At 48.4% G+C, this 21,252-nt stretch carries 16 protein-coding genes; 4 read left to right on the forward strand and 12 right to left on the reverse strand.

Annotated elements, in window-relative coordinates; translation table 11 throughout:
- Positions 1-160: 160 nt before the first annotated feature.
- The 11 genes from LX69_RS07855 to LX69_RS07905 form a co-directional block, all read right to left on the reverse strand.
- Positions 161-700, reverse strand: coding sequence for an HD domain-containing protein (locus tag LX69_RS07855; protein WP_170124294.1), 540 nt, complete (start codon positions 698-700; stop codon positions 161-163).
- Positions 701-714: 14 nt separating this feature from the next.
- A complete protein-coding gene (locus LX69_RS07860; protein ID WP_111445274.1) occupies positions 715-1,611 on the reverse strand; it encodes an adenylate/guanylate cyclase domain-containing protein in 897 nt (298 codons plus the stop codon).
- A gap of 896 nt (positions 1,612-2,507) precedes the next feature.
- Complete coding sequence (locus LX69_RS07865) at positions 2,508-3,650, reverse strand: metallophosphoesterase (RefSeq protein ID WP_111445275.1); 1,143 nt, start codon at positions 3,648-3,650, stop codon at positions 2,508-2,510.
- 147 nt (positions 3,651-3,797) lie between these two features.
- On the reverse strand, positions 3,798-5,075 hold the full coding sequence (locus LX69_RS07870; protein ID WP_111445276.1) for a sensor histidine kinase: 1,278 nt from the start codon (positions 5,073-5,075) through the stop codon (positions 3,798-3,800).
- A gap of 874 nt (positions 5,076-5,949) precedes the next feature.
- Positions 5,950-6,711 (reverse strand): NADH-quinone oxidoreductase subunit B family protein, encoded by a 762-nt coding sequence (locus tag LX69_RS07875; protein ID WP_111445277.1) that lies wholly within the window; start codon positions 6,709-6,711, stop codon positions 5,950-5,952.
- A gap of 18 nt (positions 6,712-6,729) precedes the next feature.
- A complete protein-coding gene (locus LX69_RS07880) occupies positions 6,730-8,229 on the reverse strand; it encodes a hydrogenase large subunit (RefSeq protein WP_111445278.1) in 1,500 nt (499 codons plus the stop codon).
- Positions 8,230-8,522: 293 nt separating this feature from the next.
- Positions 8,523-9,950, reverse strand: coding sequence for a complex I subunit 5 family protein (locus LX69_RS07885; protein WP_111445279.1), 1,428 nt, complete (start codon positions 9,948-9,950; stop codon positions 8,523-8,525).
- Positions 9,951-10,280: 330 nt separating this feature from the next.
- Positions 10,281-10,913, reverse strand: coding sequence for a hypothetical protein (locus LX69_RS07890; RefSeq protein WP_111445280.1), 633 nt, complete (start codon positions 10,911-10,913; stop codon positions 10,281-10,283).
- Positions 10,914-10,931: 18 nt separating this feature from the next.
- Positions 10,932-11,837 (reverse strand): respiratory chain complex I subunit 1 family protein, encoded by a 906-nt coding sequence (locus tag LX69_RS07895; RefSeq protein WP_111445281.1) that lies wholly within the window; start codon positions 11,835-11,837, stop codon positions 10,932-10,934.
- A 25-nt stretch (positions 11,838-11,862) separates the two neighbouring features.
- Positions 11,863-13,896: a proton-conducting transporter transmembrane domain-containing protein gene (locus tag LX69_RS07900; protein WP_111445282.1), complete on the reverse strand. Its 2,034-nt coding sequence runs from the start codon at positions 13,894-13,896 to the stop codon at positions 11,863-11,865.
- Positions 13,893-15,890, reverse strand: a complete 1,998-nt coding sequence (locus LX69_RS07905; RefSeq protein WP_111445283.1) for a proton-conducting transporter transmembrane domain-containing protein — start codon at positions 15,888-15,890, stop codon at positions 13,893-13,895. Before LX69_RS07905 ends, LX69_RS07900 begins: the two co-directional genes overlap by 4 nt.
- 273 nt (positions 15,891-16,163) lie before the next feature.
- On the opposite strand from LX69_RS07905, the gene LX69_RS07910 reads away from it, so the two are divergent.
- Complete coding sequence (locus LX69_RS07910; RefSeq protein ID WP_111445284.1) at positions 16,164-16,874, forward strand: Crp/Fnr family transcriptional regulator; 711 nt, start codon at positions 16,164-16,166, stop codon at positions 16,872-16,874.
- A 50-nt stretch (positions 16,875-16,924) separates the two neighbouring features.
- Here LX69_RS07910 and LX69_RS07915 read toward each other — a convergent pair whose 3' ends face one another.
- Entirely contained in the window at positions 16,925-17,296 is a 372-nt protein-coding gene (locus LX69_RS07915; RefSeq protein ID WP_111445285.1) for a hypothetical protein, read from the reverse strand.
- A gap of 353 nt (positions 17,297-17,649) precedes the next feature.
- Between LX69_RS07915 and LX69_RS17755 the strand changes: the two genes are divergently transcribed.
- The 3 genes from LX69_RS17755 to LX69_RS07925 all read left to right on the forward strand — a co-directional run bounded on the left by LX69_RS17755 (position 17,650) and on the right by LX69_RS07925 (position 19,952).
- Positions 17,650-17,796, forward strand: coding sequence for a hypothetical protein (locus LX69_RS17755; RefSeq protein WP_170124295.1), 147 nt, complete (start codon positions 17,650-17,652; stop codon positions 17,794-17,796).
- A 232-nt stretch (positions 17,797-18,028) separates the two neighbouring features.
- A complete protein-coding gene (locus tag LX69_RS07920) occupies positions 18,029-18,916 on the forward strand; it encodes a LysR family transcriptional regulator (RefSeq protein ID WP_111445286.1) in 888 nt (295 codons plus the stop codon).
- A gap of 73 nt (positions 18,917-18,989) precedes the next feature.
- Complete coding sequence (locus tag LX69_RS07925; RefSeq protein WP_111445287.1) at positions 18,990-19,952, forward strand: YeiH family protein; 963 nt, start codon at positions 18,990-18,992, stop codon at positions 19,950-19,952.
- The last annotated feature ends 1,300 nt before the right edge of the window (positions 19,953-21,252 follow it).

The following is a 21,252-nucleotide window of genomic DNA, read 5'->3' on the forward strand; positions in this document are numbered from 1 at the left end:
TCAGTTCTTAATTGGTTACGCTGAGGAAGATGAGATCACACTGAGTTACGCTGAGTTTTTTTTCTTCTCACCGGCCCTCATCTTCCCTCACTGCATCTCAGTGTCAGTTCTTAATCATTTAAGCTAAGTAAGATGAGTGAACGCTGATTTTTTTTCTTTTTTACTCAGGGATCTCCACCGACTGATGCGACAGATCGCTGAGGAAATCAGGATCATGATCCAGAAGTTTCTTCAATCGTTCCAGCTGACTCTTTTTGTTCACTTCGCGCAGTTGCCGTGCGGTAGGGGTGAAGTATTGGTGCTTGGTGATGAACTTGAATTGTAGCCGGTTCCAGTTGTTAAAATTGTCAATCATGCTGCGCTCTTTCAACTCCTGATAAAGAGCGTTCGAGACAGGGATGAAATCGGTGCGCCCCAGATAGTCGAGATCCGAATCGCACATTACTGCTTCAAGCGTGTCTTGCGGGTTGGGGGGCATCTTGGTGGCCATGATTAACCGACAGATGGTCTCGATGTTATGCGGGGTGTAGTTCGAATAGTGCGAGAGCATGTCCCTGGCTATTTGTGTGCCGTAAAACTCGTGGTTTTGATAGCTCACAATGTGGCCGCTGTCGTGAAACAAGGCTGCCAGTTTGAGCATGAGAATCTCCTCGTCGTTCACTCCCTCGGCCCAGCCGATCAGTTCAACTTCGGTGACCACATCGATGGTGTGTTTTATAGGTTGGCCGGCAGTTGTTGCTCTAGACGGTCGAGTAGGGCTTCCTGGATGTCCATAAACTGAATGAGTCCATATTTGACCCTGAAGTTGTCGTTGGCCACCAGGCCTTCGCCGTTTTCCGATAACTCGGGCAAAATGCCTTTGAGATAAAATACTTCGATGTTGCCTTTGTATTTCACCGGCAGGTGACCCCAGCCTTCTGTTTCGTAAAATTCTTTAATCATCTCACCGGTCATCACCGACACGTTGATGCGGCCTGCCTGACAGATTCGCCCCATGCGATAGGCTATGTTGACGCTTTCGCCCGACAAACTGTAGGGGGTGTTTTTTCGACCCGTATATTCAGCCGTCACCGGCCCCGTGTGGATGCCGATGCTCAATTCCCAAAAGGGCTGGCCATCGTTGAGCTCTATTGATCGCTCGTGCACCACCTGTTGCATCTCGCGTGCAGCGGCCATCACGTCTATGGGGTTGGTGTGATTCTCCACCGGCATGCCGCAGGCCAGCAGAAACGAATCGCCAATGGTGCGGATGCGGATGATGTCATATTTTTTGCAAATGGCATGAATGTCCACATGAAGCTCGTCAAGCAAATCCACCAGTTCAATGGCTTTGGGGTGGTTGTTGAGTTTATGAAAGCCCCTGACCGAGACAAACATGAGCGACACCATGGGAAAGCGTTGCAATTCCCGTTTGCCGGTGATGCCGCGCGCGGCATCTTCGGTGGTATATTCTTTGAGTAAGTCTTGATAACGGGTGTTCTGTTCTTTGATGACTTCGTATCGCGATACCAGTTCTTTGAGTTGTTCATTTATCTGGTTATTGCGACCCGCCAAACGGGTGATGCGATTGATATAGTCGCTGATGTTATCCATTAACGAGAGTGTTTCCATGAAATAGTATCAGAATGACAGTCCATCTGTTGTTTTTGGCGTTCTTCAAATGGTTGGTTGTCATTGTTGTGGTTTGGGTTGTGTGTTTTTGTGTTATATCCCTAATAATACGATAAAATGGGAAAAAGTTACAGACCTTTTTGATGAAATGTGGATGGTATGTTGTCAAATCACCTTTTCTCAGGAGGAAGTGTAACTATAGCATTCATCTCGTTTGGTTAAGAGATGAAGACATAAGATAAGATGCAGTAAGAGGCGATGTGTGATTTGACTCATTACCTGCTCGTTATAACTCGGTGTTGTGCATGGTTGTTTTACGGAGTAAGAATAAACGCTGTGGCGCTAAGGCGCTGAGTTATTTTGTTATGCCATGCGTTTAAATAACAAAGCAGATAACTCAAAAGAGTTATATAGCCGTTGCATGAAGTAGGTGCAGATGCTCAAGGATATACACCAGTCCTTAATTCGTGTCATTATCAAAACAGAATTGATGTTGCGTGTGGTTTTTTGTGGGATGTAATAATTTCTGTTGTTACTCTGGCTGCTTAATTTTGACTACATGTCGAATCCTATGGGTAACCAAAATATGAAAGAACGAAATCAAGCAAGGTAACTAAGCCGCCTTCGGAAAATGGCGTTAAAAAAATCATAGGCCTGAGCGTTAAAAAATATGCGCTGTTTGAGCTTGCGAGTTCGCAGATTTTAGCGAGGGCCTATGATTTTTAGCCATTTTACGTCAGCGGCGGCCTTTTTTGCTTACTTTTTGGGGCTGTAGCCAAAAAGTAAGAGCCCGCCCGGCTTGAGGGCACGAAAAAATGGTTTGTGCGAATTGATACTTATGATTACCCACACAAATCAGAATAGTCTTAATTTTAATCCTTTTGAGTGCATCGATCTCATCGAAACCGAATGTCCATGACCACAATTTCGGGGCGGTTGCCGACGCGCACCGGTGGTCCCCAAGTGCCAAAACCCGTGCTCACATACACATGCAGTTGATCTTTGAGCTTGTAGCCATGGCTCACTTCAAAAATCTTGTCGGTGAGGTAGCCAAAAGGCCATAGCTGTCCGTGGTGTGTATGACCCGAGATTTGCAGGTCGATGCCGGCCTTGGCTTTTTCGTCCAGCTCAAAGGGTTGATGGTCGAGTAGGATGAGGGGCTTGGTTGTGTCTAGGCGCTGCACCAGTTCATCGACTGTTTTGCGTGGCTCCCCGGCAAATCGGTTGCGGTCTTTATCCTCGCGCCCAATCAAATAAAAGGAATTGTCAATCAGCATTGAAGTGTCGCGCAGTAGCGCAATGCCGTTTTTGCTCAGATACTCAGTGGTGCGGTCAATGCCGCCAATGTATTCGTGGTTGCCCGTCACAGCCCATACACCAAGCGGGGCTCTCAGTTGTTGGAGGCATCGTCCCAAATCCTGACGGATAACGGGCTGTACATCTTCGTCGAGCAAATCGCCGGCAAACAGGATGATGTCGGGGTGTTGGTTGTTAATGCTTTTAATCAGCTTACTACTCTTGCGTTTGGCAATGATGGTTCCCATGTGGATGTCGGTGGCTGAAACAATGCGCAACGAGTCGCGCATGCCGGCTTGCTTGGGAATGTCGAGCGTCAGTCGGGTGATGCGCGGATGCCAGGCGTTGAGAAAGCCGGTCGTTACAATCACAATGACCAATATGCTGACGACATAAAAGGTGCGAAGATTCAGCTTGATGCGGGGGGGTGTTTGCGTGGCCGGTAAAAAGTGAAACACGGCATTAAGCATGCGCACCATGTCGATGCCTAATAATAACATCACGGCATACAGCATCCCGGCAAACCACAATGCGCCACTCCAATGCAGCACGTCCGACACCGGGCCTATCCATACTTTTTCGAGATATCGTCCCAGCGGGTAAGACAGTGTGAGAAACAACATCAGCCATCGAAAGGTGATGCGTAACCGGGGTGTTGACTTAAGTGCTCGATTGCCGCGGATGTAGATGTATAGGTTCACCAACAGGTGAATGCCTAAGACGATGAGGAAGAAAATGATCATGGGCGTTGTTGATGGTGAGGTGTTTATTGATGAATGACAATTGAGGGTGCATATTGTTTGCGACACACTGCATCAAAATCATCGCACCGGATTGAATGTGTGTGAAGCCGGAATTGTTAATCGGTTAACGCACAATTTAGTACCCTGTTAATTGCACAGCGGCAGGTTGTCGCCAAGATGCAGCTGCTGCCTGACGTTACGGTACAAGGGCAGGCAAAAGCTCACCGTGGTGCCGCTTCCGGGCGTTGAGTCGATGCGGATGTTGCCCATGTGGCGATTGATGATGTCATTGGCATTGGTGAGTCCAAGGCCGATGCCCCGGTATATTTTGTCCTCTTGGTGGATTTTGGAGAAATGCTTTAGCACCAGTTTTTTCTCCGGTTCGGTCATGCCGATGCCACTATCGATGACCGATACCACCAATATGTCATTTTCGGTGGCAAAACTGATGCGTATCTCTTCGTCGGAGAACTTGAGCGCATTCAGCAGTAGCTCTTCTATCACATAGTCAATGCGGATTTTGTCAAGGTAGAGTTCCGACTTGGCAATGGGCATCTCATGCGCAATGTTGAGCGTGATGTTCCGATTGGGTACCGTGCGCTGAATGCGGTTGAGAATTGTCAGTGCTCGGTCGATGAGTTGGTTGATGGTGGTTATGGCAAAGTTAAAGCGGATGGCGTTGGTCTCCAGTTCCGATGCCATCACCATGTTTTCGATGGTGCGCGTGAGCGTGCGGGCGTTGGTCCAGATGGAGCTGATGAGTTCCTGTCGCTGTTCGGTGTCGGCCGATGCGTATGCATCGGAGATCTCCAGCATGCCAAGGATGCCATTGAGGGGCGTCCGTATCTCGTGTGAGATGTTGCGCAGAATGGCCTGTGTGAATTCGTTGGGATGTGATGGAATGTTCAGCAACGCGTGGTTTTGATCTATCAGTCGATGAATCCGTTCGGAGGCTTCGTGGATATAGGGTTCCAACTCGTGGATGTTATCCACCGCGTGGCGGGTAAACACCATCACCGAACCTGCCGGTTTGTTGTGGTGATTGATGCCAATGCACCAAATCTCGCGTATGTTGAACAGCGTTTCGATGGACTTGCACACCCACTCGGGCACTTGACCTCCTGCAAAATGATACAGGCTCTTGTTGTATTTGTGAAATTCCCGAAGGTTAAAATAAAACCGGTCGCCATCGGGGACATTGTGAAAGGTCTTGCCGATGGGGTTGATGCCCAGAATCGCGTTAAGCTTATTGACCAAGCCCATGTTTAACCCGGTGAGGTTGTAAACATACGAGCGGTTAAGTTTTTCGTCGAGCTGACTAATGATGACAATCGATTTGGGGATGAATGCACGGATGGTATCACTGATGTGATCGTAAACCTGTGCCGTGGTGTGTAGGCAATCCGGGATGTGGATTTCTGTCATGGAAAATGGAAGTTACTTTCAGTCAGGATTTATTACGAGGGATGGCGGTGGAATGTTTTTTTAAAAAGGGTTAAATGACATTAAAAGATGAGTAGGCGTTGAGTTCCCCTGAGGTTTATTTTCTCACTGGTTTTCATCCTCTCTCACTGCAACTCAGTGTCAGTTCTTAAGAGGTTACACTGAGGAAGATGAGGAGACGCTGAGTTCCTCTGAGATTTTTTTCTCACTGGTTCTCATCCTCTCTCACTGCAACTCAGTGTCAGTTCTTAAGAGGTTACACTGAGGAAGATGAGGAGACGCTGAGTTTCTCTGAGATTTTTTTCTCACTGGTTCTCATCCTCTCTCACTGCAACTCAGTGTCAGTTCTTAAGAGGTTACACTGAGGAAGATGAGGAGACGCTGAGTTCCTCTGAGATTTTTTTCTCACTGGTTCTCATCCTCTCTCACTGCAACTCAGTGTCAGTTCTTAAAAGGTTACACTGAGGAAGATGAGTCGGCGCTGAGTTCCCCTGAGGTTTATTTCCTCACCGGTTTTCATCCTCTCTCACTGCAACTCAGTGTCAGTTCTTAAAAGTTTACACAGAGGAAGATGAGGAGACGCTGAGTTCCTGAGATTTTCTTCTCACTGGTTCTCATCTTACCTCACTGCAACTCAGTGTCAGTTCTTAGTTGGTTACGCTGAGGAAGATGAGGCCACGCTGAGGTGCGCTGAGTTTTTTCTTCTCACCGGTTCTCATCCTCTCTCACTGCAACTCAGTGTCAGTTCTTAAAAGGTTACACTGAGAACGATGAGACCCATATTTCGAAGAATTCATTTCTGTGTGAGTTACCATGGTATGGCATGTTGAAAGGCCACCTGTCTGGTGCCTGCCGATCATCCATTCAGTGTCTTCTTTCTGGTCAAATCGAGTAATCCGTTGATGATGGTCAGCGGATGGCAAGGATTGCCCGGGATGTACAAATCCACATGAATGCGGTCTAAGAATGTGCGGTCAATGGCCGGGCTGTCGGCCAACACCCCCCCGCTGATGGCGTCGGTACCGGCCAATACCACAATTTTGGGCTCGGGAATGGCATCGTAACATATCTGTACTGCACGAGCCATGTTTTGGGTGATGGGGCCGGTGATGAGAATGCCGTCGGCATGCCGGGGCGATGCCACAAAGTCTATTCCGAAGCGGCACATGTCGAACTGAACATTGTTGGAGGCATTGAGCTCCCATTCGCAACTGTTGTCGCCTCCGGCCGAAATCTGCCTGAGTTTGAGGGACCGACCAAAGGTGCGGTGTATCTCTTTGCGGACGCTCGCGGGGTTCACCTCTACTTTGCCGGTATCTCCTTCTTTGACGATCAGTCGTTCCCGTTCGTTGGTGGAAATCTGGTAATCGGTGGTGAATGTGATTTTATCCGGAAAACGTCGGGCACACGCCCCGCAAAAGGTACATCGCCCCAGGTCAATGGCCACTGGAGCACTTGTGATGGCGTTCATGGGACAGCAATCGGTCAATGCCTGGGTGTCCACCGTGGTGGTGCTGATCACCGGGCGTCCGCGAAAAATACCGGGTACTTTGGCGGTTGTGACATCGGGAATGAACTGTTTTCCCTGGTGGTAAAGTATCTTGATGTTCGATAACATGGTGCTTCGTTTTGTCGGTTACAGGTCGTGCCCTGCGTATGAGAGGTTAAAACTCTTATTGCAAATGGGGAAGTCGGATATCTCGTTGTTTCTTACAGCCAAGGCCAGTGCCATCCAGTTGTGGAACGATGGGTCTTTTATTTTATAGGTGGCAAGGTCTCCGTTGTCATCGGTAATGGCACAATGGCATATTTCGCCCCGCCATCCCTCGGTGAGTGAAAGGGTAAATGCATTGGGCTGAAGACGTTGTGCCGGTTCTGTGTGTAGTGACGATTCCGGAATGGTGTTCATCCATTCCCGAACATAGGCCATCGACTGGGCAATCTCTTCTCGGCGTAGGCTCACGCGTGCGTACACGTCGCCATGGTGTTTCACAATGGGGGCATGCGCCAGCGTGGTGTATAGACCTGTGGGGTGTGTGGCTCTGATGTCGCGTGCAATGCCGCAAGTACGGGCAACCATCCCTACCGCACCAATGGCTCGTGCATCTTCGGTCGATACCACGCCCGTGCGTTCGAATCGCGATAGGGCACTGGGCAGTTGGAATATCTCGTCCATGATTTCGTTAAAGTCGCGTTCATATTCAGTAAAGATGGTGGTGAGCCGGTCTGATAACTGTGACGTGAAGGGGAAAACACATTGTCCTGGACGGACAAAGCCTTTGCCCAGGCGGTTGCCTCCCCATTCCTGCATGAAGTTGACGATGGGAGTTCGCAAGCGTCCCAAAACGGAACTGCCCAATTGATAAGCCACATCGGTGCACACGGCACTCAGGTCGCCCGTGTGAATGGCCATGCGTTCCAGTTCCAACGCGAGGGTGCGTGCATAAACCACGTCGGGGGTGGGCTCCCATTGGCTCAGGCTCTCCCATACATTGCAAAAGGTGGTGGTGTGTCCAATGGCTGTGTCGCCGGCAATGGCTTCGGCCAGCGTGGCACGGCGTAACAGGTTTTTGTTTTTTACCATCAGTGCCTCGATGCCCCGATGCTGGTAGCCCAACTGTATTTCGAGGTGTAGGATTTGTTCCCCATTGCAGATGAATCGGAAATGACCCGGTTCAATGATGCCGGCATGAATCGGACCCACACCCACCTCGTGCAGCTCTTCGCTGTCGATGCTGTAAAACGGGTAGGTATCCATGGTTTGCGTCTGGTCGGCCCGGTGGTGTGGGTAACGAACAGGCTTGAGCCAGGGATGGTTTACCATCGGGATCCCAAAGTTCTCGTGCAACTCGCGCTCAAAGCGCTCGTAGCATGGCGCCACGGCTGTCATCGATTCCAGTGGCGTGTGGCCATTGGTTGGGTGTGCCGACACATAAATGCTGCCGGTGGCATCATCGGCCACACAGCATATCAGTAAAAGGTCCTTGCCCGTGCGATGACCAAAATAGTTGACGCAGTGACAATGCTCGCTGTTCTTAATCCAGCCTGTGTTTAGGTCATAAAAATCGGCATACGCCATACGGGGAATGTCCTCGAGGGCGATGGTTTGGTGGTTGTGTATGGTGAGATGATTCATGTTTTTATTTTTGAATCCCGGGGGCGCTAATTGGGTGATTTTTTATTTCTCTCGCTACTTTATGTTTCGTTTGAATGCCCTGTTTTCTTATTTAAACATAGGGTGTTATGAATGAACTCAGCGCCTTTCTTGGCAAATCCAAGTGTCTGCGACGATTAGCGCCTCTGTGTTTGTTTTGATTGCTATATGCTTATTACATAACTATTTGGAGTTGTGTAATAGGTGTTACACGCATGGTGTGACACAATAACTCAGCGCCTTTGCGCCTCAGCGTTTATTTTGACTCTGTAGAGCTATACCGGCAGGTTGCTCAAACAGTCGTTGATGAGGTTGACCAAAACGGCCGGTGGGTTGAGTCCCAGGTAAATGGCGCTTGCCAGCAGGATAAACTGCGACAGCGATTCACGGGGCGATATGGACGGAACGTGTGCATCGTTAAACCCAACCGGGGGGATGAAAAGTATTTTAAAAATGTTTTTTCCAAAGGCCCATATTATGATGGTGAGCAGCAGCAATACCAATCCCAGCACAATGAAGTGTCCCCCTTGTACCAGCGATTTAAAGATGAGAAATTCACTCACGAAGAGTCCCGACGGGGGCATGGCTGTCGCACTGATGAATCCCAGTAACAACACCATTGCGCCGGTGGGGTTGTAGCGGAAATAGTTGCCCGTTTGGTAAATGCTCTTGCTCTTAAACACCCGGTAGAGTTGGGTAAATTGAAAAAACAGACTGGGCTTAACCAGCGAATGAAGCACAATGTGCAGAATGGCCGCGTAATAACCCACGCCCCCGGCTGCCATGGCCAGCATCACCAGACCCATGTGTTCGATGCTCGAATAGGCCATCATGCGCTTGATGTTTTTCACCTTTATCATGTAAACGGTAGCCACCAATAATGACAGCAATGCCGAGATGCCCATCACCATCGCTGCCCACGTTTTGAGCTCGGTGTTGGCGATGATGGTGTAGGTACGAAAGATGCCGATAAAACCCAGGTTCATCAGGGCACTCGACAACAGCGCCCCGGCTGGCGCCGGCGCTTTGTCTTTGGCATCCACGCCGGCAGTGAACATGGGTACCAAACCCATTTTGGCCGTGAAGCCGGTAAAGATGAACAGAAACGCCAGACGCAACCAAAAGGGATTCAGTTCGTGACTGTGTCGTATCAAATTGCCAAACGACATGTCCTCGGCATGGGCATGGTTCATCGACAGACTCAGGAACAAGATGCCGATGAACACGAAAGTGATGCTGATGGCACATACAAACACATATTTCCAGGTGCCTTCGAGTGCTAATTTATTGCGGTGGTGGTAAATGAGTGCCGAGGCGCTCAGTGTCGTCAACTCGGTGAAAATCCAGGTCACGGCGATGTGGTTGGCCAGGTAGCCCGCCCCAATGGCCGTGATGAGTAACACCATCGACGCGTAGTAGATGGAGCGTGCCTGTGGTGGTGCCGGTTGTTCGTTCAGGTAGATGTGGCTGTGCAACAATGCCGGGATGGTCAGCACGCTCAAAACCACCAGAAGTAATAATCCCAATGAGTCATAAGTGAAATAACCCAGTTCATGCTGATGATGATTCAGCGCCGCATGCACCGTCAACCCCGTTTGTAGGGCGACAAATGTTAACAGTAACCCAATGGTCACTCTCTCGTTGCGATTAAAATAAAGCCCCAAGGCTATGGCAAATGCCAATATCAAATAGATGCCAATCATATTGTTAATGGTATGTCGATAATCTGTTTGTTTTCGGTATGGTGTGTGCGTGGCACTGATGACGTTTCAGTGCCATCAGCGCAACGCCCGTCATTTAATCCCGCTTGCATGTTAATTTAATCAATGTGATATTATGTTACTTCTTCACTCTCCCTCAGTCTGATTCCCCTCCCAAACTCCTAAACCCCTCCACTTCTAAACCCCTCCACTCCTAAACTTCTCCACTTCTAAACCCCTCCACTTCTAAACCCCTCCACTCCTAAACCCTTAAACTCTTCCACTCCTCCACTTTTAAACCCCTAAACTCCTCCACTTCCTAAACTCCCCCCCTCAATAATCCCTCAATTCCGTCAATTGATTCACATCCACATCTTTAAAAACATCTCCGATTTTATTGAGGAAGATGCCCAGAATTAGCACACTGGCAAAAATATCGAGCATGATGCCCAGGTTTACCAGCATGGGCATTTCGTTCCCTACGGCCAGGGAGAGGACAAACACACCATTTTCAATCACCAGGTAACCCATCACGTGGGTGATGATTTTGCGACGCGACACAATCAGGTACAGGCCGGTGAACAGCGTGGAGAGGGCCACCACAAAAAACATCTTGTCCAGTCGGGCATCCTTGATGCTGTTGGCCAGCAGTACCGTCACCACCACTATTAACGTGGTGATGATGAGCGACACAAAGTTGGGCACAAAGGGTTCGGCCTCTCGCGTGATTTGGTTGCGCTTCACCACATAATTCAAAAACAAGGGGACTGCCAATGACTTAAATACAATGGTCTCCAGAAGTATAAAAGCCAGGTTGACCGGGTTGAGTTCATGGAGTTGTAAAAAAACCACCACGAAAAGAAGGATTCCCTGAAATGCCAATATCTTGATGTACGTCAGCAGACGGTTGGCGATGGCCATGTAAAACAGGGTGATAAGCAGGGTGATAAGTAAAACGTGAACCATGGTTGAAACGTGGATGTGTTAAACAAGTTTATTGAGAACCAGTAGAACCCCGAAGAATATCAGCAGGGCTACCGACGAAAGTGCCACGATAAATTGCGCATTGTGACTCATGCGGAATCGCGCCATGAACGATTCTATCAGCCCCACGCTCACGGCCATCAATGCCTGAATGGCAAAGAACAAGGGGATGGCATATTGGGGGTCGGTCGATCCCACAAAAAGGTTGACAATGAGGGTGCCGTACATGGCAAACTTCAGATAGCCCGCTGCCGTGATCAGCCCCAGGTCGAATCCACTGTTGTCGAGGATCATTACCTCGTGCACCATGGTTAACTCTAAATGAGTCTTGGGGTCGTCAATGGGCATGCGGCTGTTCTCGATCATGGCTATCATCACCAATACAAACGATGCCAGCCCTGCCAATGCATAGTTGATGGTCGAGCCCAAATGCAACTCTGCAAAAATGTCGTGGAACGACGTGTGACCCGTCAGAAGTGCCATGGAACCCATCAGGATAAAAAATGCCGGCTCAGCAAACATCGAGAAGAGGGCTTCGCGACTCGCTCCCATCCCCTGAAAACTGCTCCCCGTATCCAGGGCGGCGATGATGTTGAAAAACTTACCCAACGCCAGAATGTACGCAAAAAAGATAAAGTCGCCATCAAAGCTCAATACGCCCGGCATTTGTCCCATCGGCAATAGCAGGATGGCCATCACCACCGATGCAAAATAGACCGTCGGTGCCACTTGAAAGATGACGGTGGTGGTGGGACTGTACACCGAACCTTTACGAAATAATCGCACCACATCGTATAGCGGTTGCATCACTCCCGGACCCTTGCGTCCCGAGGCCAGACTCTTGGTGCGAATGACGATTCCTGTAAAAAACAGGGATGCAATAAAAATGAGGACTAAACTTAGCATGTCTGTGTTTTATGCGTGTAATGAGTTACGGGTGATTGGTGATGATCTCGTGAAACAGTGTCGTTAACGACTGCCACCAGCCTATGCCTACGATGAGCACAATAAATAACAAGCCGTAAAGGACATACCATTGTACCTTTCCGTTTTGAATGAATTTAATGTAGTTGGCCGCATACAGCAACCGTTTGTTCAACGGTGTGATGACCCGCTCTTGCACGGCATCACTGTAATGGCTCATGTAGTGGCGCGACTCCTGTGGATATCGTTCTCCTTCGGCAAGTGGTCTGAATCGTTTGTGTTCTCTCAGAATGAGGTTGAAATGTTTGGCCAATGGCTTGGCAAACGACTTGCCTGTGTATTGGCACTTGGACGTGGGAGCAGTGTAGGCACAACCCCAGGTGGGCGATTGCTTTGACGGGTGTCGTGTGGTGATGACTCGTCGGAGTTGCCACACCACAATGCCTGTGAGGATGAATGCTGCCGATGCCCATGCAATGTGGATGAACGTTTGCTGGTGTGCCCCCATGTCTATGGATGGTAGATGACTCGGCAAAAGGGCGCAGGTTATGTCTCCCGTGAGCTCCATCAATCGATGTGGAAACACCATCATCAAGCCCATGGCTGCTGCTAAAATGTATAGGGGCACGCGCATCATCAGCGGGCTTTCTTCCACCGGGTGCGGCAATGCTCTGCGCGGGGTTCCCAAAAAAATGATGCCAAAACTCTTGGTGAAGGTCATCACCGAAAGCCCTCCAATCAGACTCAGCCCTCCAAAAGCCAAAATGTACGAGCTCAGCAGCGCTATGTTCCCGTGGTCGAATCCTTCGAGAATGCCACTGTAGATGCAAAATTCTGAGATGAAGCCGCTGAATGGGGGAATTCCCCCTATGGCCAGGGCGCCGGCTAAGAATATGAACCCCGTTTGCGGCATCCTGCGAAACAGTCCGCCCAAATGTTCCATGTTGAGGGTGTGCGTCTGTTGGTAAATGTTCCCTGCTGCCATAAACAGCAAGGATTTAAAGATTGCATGGTTGAGCACGTGTAGCAGCGCCCCGCCAAAACCAAGGTAGCATACCGTTGGTGATTGGATGCCCAAGCCGATGAATCCTATGCCGATGCCAATGCCAATAATCCCAATGTTGTCGATGGTGCAATATGCCAACATCCGTTTGTAGTCGCGGTGTACCGTGGCATTGAGTATGCCGTAAATGCCTGTGGCCAATGAAAGCATCAATATGGTTTGGCCTACAGGAAGGTGGCCCGCTGGCAATAATAGTCCCATGCGAAGGATCCCGAAAATGCCAATTTTAACAATCAATCCCGACATGATGCCCGATACATGTGCCGGAGCTGCCGGATGCGCCAGTGGCAACCACGTGTGGAATGGTACAAAGCCTGCCTTGAACGCAAAACCAACCAATAGCATCATCAATAACAAGTAGCAGGTCAACGGATGTTTGTCTGTCAGATAGCTTCCCATGGCCTTGAAGTCATAACTTCCTGTTTGCACTGCAATCCAGATGAATGCCGTCATCAAAAATACAATGCTGATGTGCGATTGTATCAGGTAATTGATGCCGGCTTTGAGTGTGGCCATCTTTTCGTTCTCAAATATCACAAGGATGAAGGCCGAAATGGCCATCATTTCCCATAGAATAAGGAAAATCAGACTGTTTTGAACGGCGCACAACAACGTCAGTGACGCATGCAACACCACCAGCGCACAGGCATGTAAGGTCGTTTTGCCCGATGTGGCCCGGTAACCCTTTAGGTATGAAATGCCGTAAAGCACCCCCGTGAGGCTGATGAGATGAATGGTGAGCATGAACCATGCCGACAGACCGTCAATCCGAATGGGAATGGGGCCGGTGATGTGATTGCCTCCGAGCATCGCCTCTGTCGGGATGCCTCCGAGGGCTTGCAGCGCCGGTAAGGTGGTCGCCACGGCATTGATTCCTATGCCCGCCAGTGCGAACCACATCTTTCGGTCGGTTTTTACCCGGCCGATAAGCAGGCTCGTCAACAGTGTGACCAATAGGATTGCCGTGATAAGGGTCATGCGCTGAGGTTAAAAATGGATAGGAGGAAGATGGCTAAGATAAACACGATTCCGTAAAGTACATAGGATTGTGTGTGCCCGTTTTGGATGAATTTTAAATAGTTGAATAGATACACCAAACGGCTTGTGACCACATTCAATACTCGGTGCTCTGCTAAATCCAAATAGTATGAACTGTATTTTCGCTTGCGTGGATAAATGGTGGCTCGTGCCGGCATCGGATGATTCTTTTTTTCAATGACGATAAAATTGAAAATCTTGCCCAGCGTTTTGGCGAACGACTTGCCGGTGTATTGCAGTTTGCTGCCCGGTACTGTATAGGCACACCCCCAGGTGGGGCCTGTGGCAATAGGCTGGTGGCGTTGTTGGCGGCGTCGAACGACCCATACTGTCAGGACGATGCCTCCAAATAATGCGGTGTATGTGCTGATGTGGGTGAGCAAATCAACCGTGGGGTGCAGCACGCTCTCGGAGGGAAGCTTGGATGTGGCAAAGGCCGGTGTCATCATCCGGATGCAAAGGGGTGCCAACACCACAATGCCTGCCATGACCGCTAAAATGAGGTAGGAGGGGAGTAGCATGCCCGGGGTCATCTCTGCGGCCTCTGAATACGCTGTTCTGCGTTGTCCCAAAAAGATGGTGCCAAAGCTTTTGGTGAAGGTGAGCACCGATATGCCGCCAATGATGCTTAAACATCCCAGGGCGGCCACAAACAAACAACTTTGTTCAATGGCATCGAGTCGAAGTCCGTTAAGCAAACCGCTGTAAATCATGAATTCTGACATAAACCCGTTGAACGGTGGTAATCCGCCAATGGCCAATGCTCCTGCCAAAAAAAGCCATCCCGTTTGGGGCATCTGCTTCATCAAACCTCCCAATCGATCCATGTCGGTGGTTTGCGTGGCTTGGGATACGTTCCCTGTGGTCAGGAACAACAGCGATTTATATAACGAGTGATTCAAGACATGCAACAGGGCGCCGCCGTAGCCCAGGTAGTAGAGTATTGGGTTACCCAGGCCTTGCCCGATGAGCCCCATCCCAATGCCCATGCCGATGATGCCCACATTTTCGATGGTGCAATAGGCCAGCATGCGCATGTAGTCGCGGTGAACCGCCGCGTAAATAATGCCATACAAACCCGTGAGCAACGACAAGCTTAACACAATTTCTCCCAGTAACAGATGGTCGGTCGCCAGATATCCTGCCATGCGCAGGATGCCGTAGATTCCCATCTTCACCATCACGCCCGATAGGATGGCGGCCACGTGGGGCATGGCGGTTGGATACACGTGAGGAACTTTGCCGTGAAGGGGCACAAACTCTGCTTTCAATCCAAACCCGATGAGCATGATGATAAACAGGCTTACGTTGCCGTGTGTTTGGAAATAGTTGGCCAGTGCATCAAATTCCATCGAGCCCGTTTGAACCCATACCCAAATAAACCCGATGGTGATAAAGGCGCCACTCAAATGCATCTGCACCAAATAGTGAATGGCTGTTTTGATGGTCATGGCCTTTTGTTGATGAACCACCAATAAAAGCATCGACGATAGCGACATCATCTCCCACGCCAATATGAAAGCCAAACTGTGTCGAAGCACGCATATCCAGTTCATCGACAGGTGCAGTATCACTATTAATATCCAGTGAAAACTCGTTTGTGCACTCGTCAGCGTCTGTTTTTTGACATACCCCACGCCATACCAGGCGGCCATCAGGGTGATGAAGTTGATGATGAGGAGAAACCAAGCCGTGAGCACATCGATGCTGACCGTGATGTGACCCATCAGTTGACCGCCGTACAGGGCAAATGTGATGGGCGAACCTCCCAGAGCCATCCAGGCGCCTGCGGTCGATACCCCTGCATTAATGATAATGGCCACTATCCCGGCCCATGCTTTCCATTTGTTGGCGAGGAGCGGGATGGCCGCTACCATCAGGAACGTACTTCCCCACATCGCCATCATCAGACGTTCCAATATTTCGGTTTCCACAATCGTGTTTGTTCTTCGTGTTTTCGGCTGCAAATAAAATTATTTTCCCGACCATGGTGCTTGAAGTTGGTCTTGAAAAAAGTTGATATTTGTCAAGTTTTTAGGGTGGAATAGTTTAATTTTGATCCTGCCTTTGGGCGTTGCACTGTGTGGTTTTGTTAATGATTCTGATACACACATAAGTTCAAGTCAATCGTCCCTGTATGCTTTATCTTTTATCTTGTGTCTTACATCTTGCGTCTTAATTCCTTCTCTTAATCCAGCATTACCCCCATGAACACCCCTTCCAACGAACTGTTCCCCATCGAAAAGTTTACCTCTCGAAGTGAGTACATCTTTAAAAATATCCCCCCCGAGATACGTCTTCGTCTCGAAAATCACATGGTAGAGCGAACCTATCGTAAGGGGCAGAACATTTTTCTCGAAGGGCTTTATCCTTCGGGCATTTTCTATTTGAAGGAGGGGTTGGTTAAAAAATACAAAACCGACCATAGCGGCAAGGAGCACATCCTGTACCTCTGTGCGCCGGGCGAATTGCTGGGATATCCCGCGTTACTTTGCCACGAGCCTTATCCCGATTCGGCTGCGGCCATCGAATCATCCAAGTTGGGGTTTATTTCCCGCGATCTGTTTATGAGGGCGTTAAGCGATTCCCCGGAGTTGATGTTTAGCGTCCTGGCCAGTTTGAGCCACGAATTTGGCGTGATGGTCAATAGTGTGACTGTGTTTGCCGGCATGACGGTTCGTGAACGATTGGCTTTGAATCTGTTGCTCCTGGCCGAGAAGTTTCGTCGCATCCGACCCGTCGAACCGGCCGAGATTCTCCTCTCGCGCGAGGATTTGGCCAACATGGTGGGAACAGCCACCGAATCGGTGGTGCGGTTGTTGCAGGAACTTAAAAAATCGGGGGTGATTGACCTGGTGGGTAAAAAAATCATCGTCCTCCGTCCCAAAGATCTCGTCGAGGGGTCGAAGTTTTATTGAGGTGCTGATAAATACGAGCCGGGGTGCCCTTTGGTCGTGGAATCTTCGAATTAGCATGATAACCATTTCTTAATCCGCGCATATCTCCCCGCGATGGGCATGGGGTGGCTCTCGAGGTATTTAGTAAGATCGTTGCGCATGGTTTCGGCATCGGGGTATCGGTTGGCAATCCCTTGTTGCAGTATCGCTTCAATGACATTGGCGGCCAGACGTTTGGGAGGAAGCGGAAATCGCTCTTTGTAGGCTGCTCGAGCAATGATGCTGAACAATGATTCATCAATCCTCGATGGCCGTTTCATGGGGTAGGTGAGTTGCAGGTTGAGGAGTATTTCGGCATTGCAGTCGACCCAGGGGGCGCTGCCGGCAAACATCTCGTAAAGGGTTACCCCGGCTGGCGCGAGTTTGTAACTCGTGCCTTTCATTCGCTCACGCTGTGTCGTTCCTGCACTTTTGTGTGTTTTTTTCCCTTCGTGATGCCCCCCGCTGGCGCGAGTTTGTAACTCGTGCCTTTTATTCGCTCACACTGTGTTGTTCCTGCACTTCTGTGTATTTTTTTCCTTCGTGATGCCACCACTCAACCCCAGGCAACCGCAGGGAGATGCGTTCGCTGCTTTGGCATCATAGCTCCCCTGTGGTGGTTGCCTTCTTCTGTATTATGATTACCCCATAATTAATTTCATCCCTATCCTTTCAGGTTTTCATCAACCTGAAAGGATTATCTAAACAGCCCCCCTCATCCCCATCTTCCTGTACAGACGCGCTACCTGCGCGTCTCATGCTACCATCGCGTCTCCCTTCCCCCGATGAGGTAGGGCAGGAGAGGGGCGCCCTCATCAAACCCGGCACCATCTTCATCATCAATCACGGTTCCGGCCGTGGACATACCGGCATCGTCGTTTCTCCCCGTTGCCGCACATTTTAATGCGTGCCCTGTTGCCAAGTATACGCAACTCTGTCTTGCGGCAATTCGATTCGTAACTTATATCTATTTTTCACCCTCGCTGGCACGAGTTTGTAACTCTTCCCTTTTTTGAGACACATTCGCTACTTCGGCATAATGACTCCTCAATGGCGATTTTCTTTTTTTCAATCTTTCCCTCATTCTGATCCGGAATTGTTTAATATTGAACTGTTTTTGATCTAAAGTGATTGTTATGGATTATCGTGATTCCGTTTTTATGTCTGTGGCCGAAAATATGAGTTTTTCTAAAGCGGCTTATGATCTCAATATTAGTCAGCCTGCCGTGACCCGACATATCAAAGAGCTCGAAATGCGTTATAAAACCAGTCTCCTGGAGCGGAAGGGAAATAAAATATTTCTGACCAAGGCCGGCGAAAAAGTCTACAATGCTTTTAAAAATATTGCTCTGCAATACCGAAATCTCGATTTTGAAATTGGCCAATTACACGATAGCATTTCTGGTGAGTTTCGGATTGGTGCCAGCTCCACCATCTCTCAGTATGTGATCCCCAAGGCGATGGCCGCCTTCTGTAAACGATATCCTAATATTCAAATCTACCTTGTCAATGGCAACTCCTTCGAGATGGAAAAAATGCTTTTGGATAATCTCGTCGATGTCGCTTTGGTTGAAAACTTTTCGTCACAATCGGGCATTCGTTATCGCGATTTTATGGATGATGAACTCATTGTCGTCACTGGTAAAAATTGCGTTTATGCCAAACGTGATGCCATTGGCAAAGATGACCTGATGAAACTGCCTCTTGTGTTGCGCGAACAGGGTTCCGGTACTTTAGAGGTGATCAAACATGCCTTTGCCCTGCAAAACATCAATTTCGATAACCTCAATGCCTTCATTCATTTAGGCAGTACCGAATCGATTAAAAACTTTTTGCTAGAATTCGACGGTTTGGCCATCCTCTCCGAAAAGGCTGTTGTGAACGAACTTTACCTCAAATCGCTTATCAAGCTGAAAGTCCCCGGACTTTCCATGTCTCGTAAATTCCGACTCGCTTACAGGCATGGCCACAAAAGTCAACAAATCGAATTGTTCGAAGATTTCCTCTTTCACTATAACTTTTAGTTATTGACCATGATGATTTGGTATTTGATCAGGTTATTTAAAGCCGGTACTTTTGTCACAAATAAGTATTGGTATGGAAAAAATATCTCTGTTCAATGGTTTGGCATGCTATAAGCAACGCCTGACCTCCTTTAACCGGCAGATGTATGCGGTGATGGTTGCTGCTTGTTTTTTGCCGTTTATCTCTCCGGCAATTGCTTTGTTTGTTGGATTGGTGTTTTCATTGGTGGGGTTCAGGCATGAAAGCATGCATCAACACACGTCCAAAATTCTTCAGGCATCCATTGTTTTAATGGGATTTGGGATGAGTTTGAGTGCGGTCATTGCCTCTTCTCAATCCGGTTTTCTTCAAACAATGGTGTCGGTGGCCGTGGTGATGACATGCGGCATCTTGCTCGGAAAGCTTTTGAAGGTCGAAAAAAATACCACCTTGCTTATTGCCTCCGGAACTGCCATTTGTGGCGGAAGTGCCATTGCGGCTGTGGCTCCGATTTTGAACAGTAAAAGCTATCAAAACTCCTTCGCTCTAATCGTCGTTTTTGTGCTCAATGCCATCGCTCTGTTCTTGTTCCCATTTGTTGGGCATCGACTGGGCTTAAGTCAGGAAATTTTTGGAAACTGGGCTGCCATCGCCATTCACGATACCAGTTCTGTGGTCGGTGCCGGAGCTATTTATGGCGAAGAAGCTTTGCAAGTGGCTACCACCGTTAAACTGATTCGTGCCTTGTGGATTATCCCTTTGTCCCTGGGCATCGTATTTTGGAATAAAGGCAGCGATAAAAAGTCAATCCAATTTCCGTGGTTCATCCTCTTGTTTGTCCTTGCCATTGTTTTTGCCAATGTTTTTCCTGCCTTTCACGACAGTTATGTGCATCTCAATTGGTTGGGCAAGCGCGGGATGGTCATTGCCTTGTTTCTGATTGGGTCAAATATCTCGATCGGTGATATAAAAAAATCCGGCCCTCAGTGTTTCGCTCTCGGTATCATTTTATGGATTATCATCGCCGTTGGATCCTTGTTCTTTTTGATGCCTTAGCCCCATTGTAGTGGAAGAATGCCTTTTATTTCAATTCCAAAGTTGTCATTATTTCCTGCTGAAACCCTTGACGATGACTTGCCACGCCAAACGCTCTGGCGTTTCACGTATTTACACCCCTTTGCTGTCTTTGCATAACAACGTGCCATGGTCGATGACCGAATGAAAATTCGTGTGATTTGTGAATTAAATAACTATAATACACTAGCACCATTTTATTGCTCTGCTCTGAATTTCGATCTGAATGCAATGCTCAAAAATTAGTGTCATTTTCTCTAATCCATTTTTCCGCATTTCCTCACATTCACCTCTTTTGCCTCCTTTTGTGTTTTCTGAAACCCAGGCTAGCCAAGGTCTGTAGCGTTTTTGCCGGTGGTTGATGTATAGATAGTGCCTGGATACTCCCTAGATACTCCCTAGATAGTGTATGAAGAGTGCCTGAAATGTTTAGTTAAGTAGAGCTATTTGGGGGAATGTCTCCGACTGTCAAAAAGTGCAAATCGAAACCTTGTTTGTGTTCGTCATTTTCATTCCATTCATCGTTTATCTCTAAATCATGAGGATGAATCCATCCATCCATCCATCCCTAGCCCTGCTACCCACCGGAGCTTGTTTAATAATATTCATAATCTTGCGTCTCCTGCCTCCTGTTTTATTTGGTTCTATGTTGAATACTGTGGGTAAACAAAATACGAAAGCACGAAATCAACACAAGGTAACTAAGCCGCCTTCGGAAACGAGCCCTGTCTAACACTTCGATACACAGGAGCTGATTATTGGCGATTTCCATCTGACAAATTGAAAACAAATAATATACAGAAGAAAATGATTTTTAGCCATTTTACGTCAGCGGCAGCCTTTTTTAGCAAAGCTGATTTTTGCAACGTTCGGCATTGGCAAACCAGTTTGCACACTGCTCTCACTTAATGCAAAAATTGCTTACTTTTTGGGGCTGTAGCCAATTCAGCGGAGCTCAGCGACGCTTAATCATGAGGGCAAATGAAGACAAACGCTTTCCGAATAAAAAGGAAGAGCCCGCCCGGCTCGAGGGCACGAAATATTGGCTTGAGTGAATTGATACGAATGATTACCCACACAAATCAGAATAGCCTTTTTTATCTCATATCTTGTGTCTTACGTCTTGATAATCAAATCTTAAATCTTTCATAGCCACAGAATATCTGTATCGGTTCCGTGCCGTTAAGCAACGTCCGAAGAGATCTTCATTGATTTTTTGTGACCTTGGTTCCTTATTGCGTTTTTCCTCTGTCTTTTCCTTTCGAATTGTTGTAATTTACTC

The sequence above is a fragment of the Breznakibacter xylanolyticus genome (assembly GCF_003254275.1).
GTDB lineage: Bacteria > Bacteroidota > Bacteroidia > Bacteroidales > Marinilabiliaceae > Breznakibacter > Breznakibacter xylanolyticus.

What these genes read in the sequence shown, in the direction of transcription:
- LX69_RS07910 (WP_111445284.1), top strand. Translation starts at nt 16,164, where the DNA reads ATGAACACCCCTTCCAACGAACTGTTCCCCATCGAAAAGTTTACCTCT.
- LX69_RS07870 (WP_111445276.1), bottom strand. Translation starts at nt 5,075, where the DNA reads ATGACAGAAATCCACATCCCGGATTGCCTACACACCACGGCACAGGTT.
- LX69_RS07885 (WP_111445279.1), bottom strand. Translation starts at nt 9,950, where the DNA reads ATGATTGGCATCTATTTGATATTGGCATTTGCCATAGCCTTGGGGCTT.
- LX69_RS07865 (WP_111445275.1), bottom strand. Translation starts at nt 3,650, where the DNA reads ATGATCATTTTCTTCCTCATCGTCTTAGGCATTCACCTGTTGGTGAAC.
- LX69_RS07875 (WP_111445277.1), bottom strand. Translation starts at nt 6,711, where the DNA reads ATGTTATCGAACATCAAGATACTTTACCACCAGGGAAAACAGTTCATT.
- LX69_RS07900 (WP_111445282.1), bottom strand. Translation starts at nt 13,896, where the DNA reads ATGACCCTTATCACGGCAATCCTATTGGTCACACTGTTGACGAGCCTG.
- LX69_RS07860 (WP_111445274.1), bottom strand. Translation starts at nt 1,611, where the DNA reads ATGGAAACACTCTCGTTAATGGATAACATCAGCGACTATATCAATCGC.
- LX69_RS07915 (WP_111445285.1), bottom strand. Translation starts at nt 17,296, where the DNA reads ATGAAAGGCACGAGTTACAAACTCGCGCCAGCCGGGGTAACCCTTTAC.
- LX69_RS07895 (WP_111445281.1), bottom strand. Translation starts at nt 11,837, where the DNA reads ATGCTAAGTTTAGTCCTCATTTTTATTGCATCCCTGTTTTTTACAGGA.
- LX69_RS07920 (WP_111445286.1), top strand. Translation starts at nt 18,029, where the DNA reads ATGGATTATCGTGATTCCGTTTTTATGTCTGTGGCCGAAAATATGAGT.
- LX69_RS07925 (WP_111445287.1), top strand. Translation starts at nt 18,990, where the DNA reads ATGGAAAAAATATCTCTGTTCAATGGTTTGGCATGCTATAAGCAACGC.
- LX69_RS17755 (WP_170124295.1), top strand. Translation starts at nt 17,650, where the DNA reads ATGCTACCATCGCGTCTCCCTTCCCCCGATGAGGTAGGGCAGGAGAGG.
- LX69_RS07890 (WP_111445280.1), bottom strand. Translation starts at nt 10,913, where the DNA reads ATGGTTCACGTTTTACTTATCACCCTGCTTATCACCCTGTTTTACATG.
- LX69_RS07880 (WP_111445278.1), bottom strand. Translation starts at nt 8,229, where the DNA reads ATGAATCATCTCACCATACACAACCACCAAACCATCGCCCTCGAGGAC.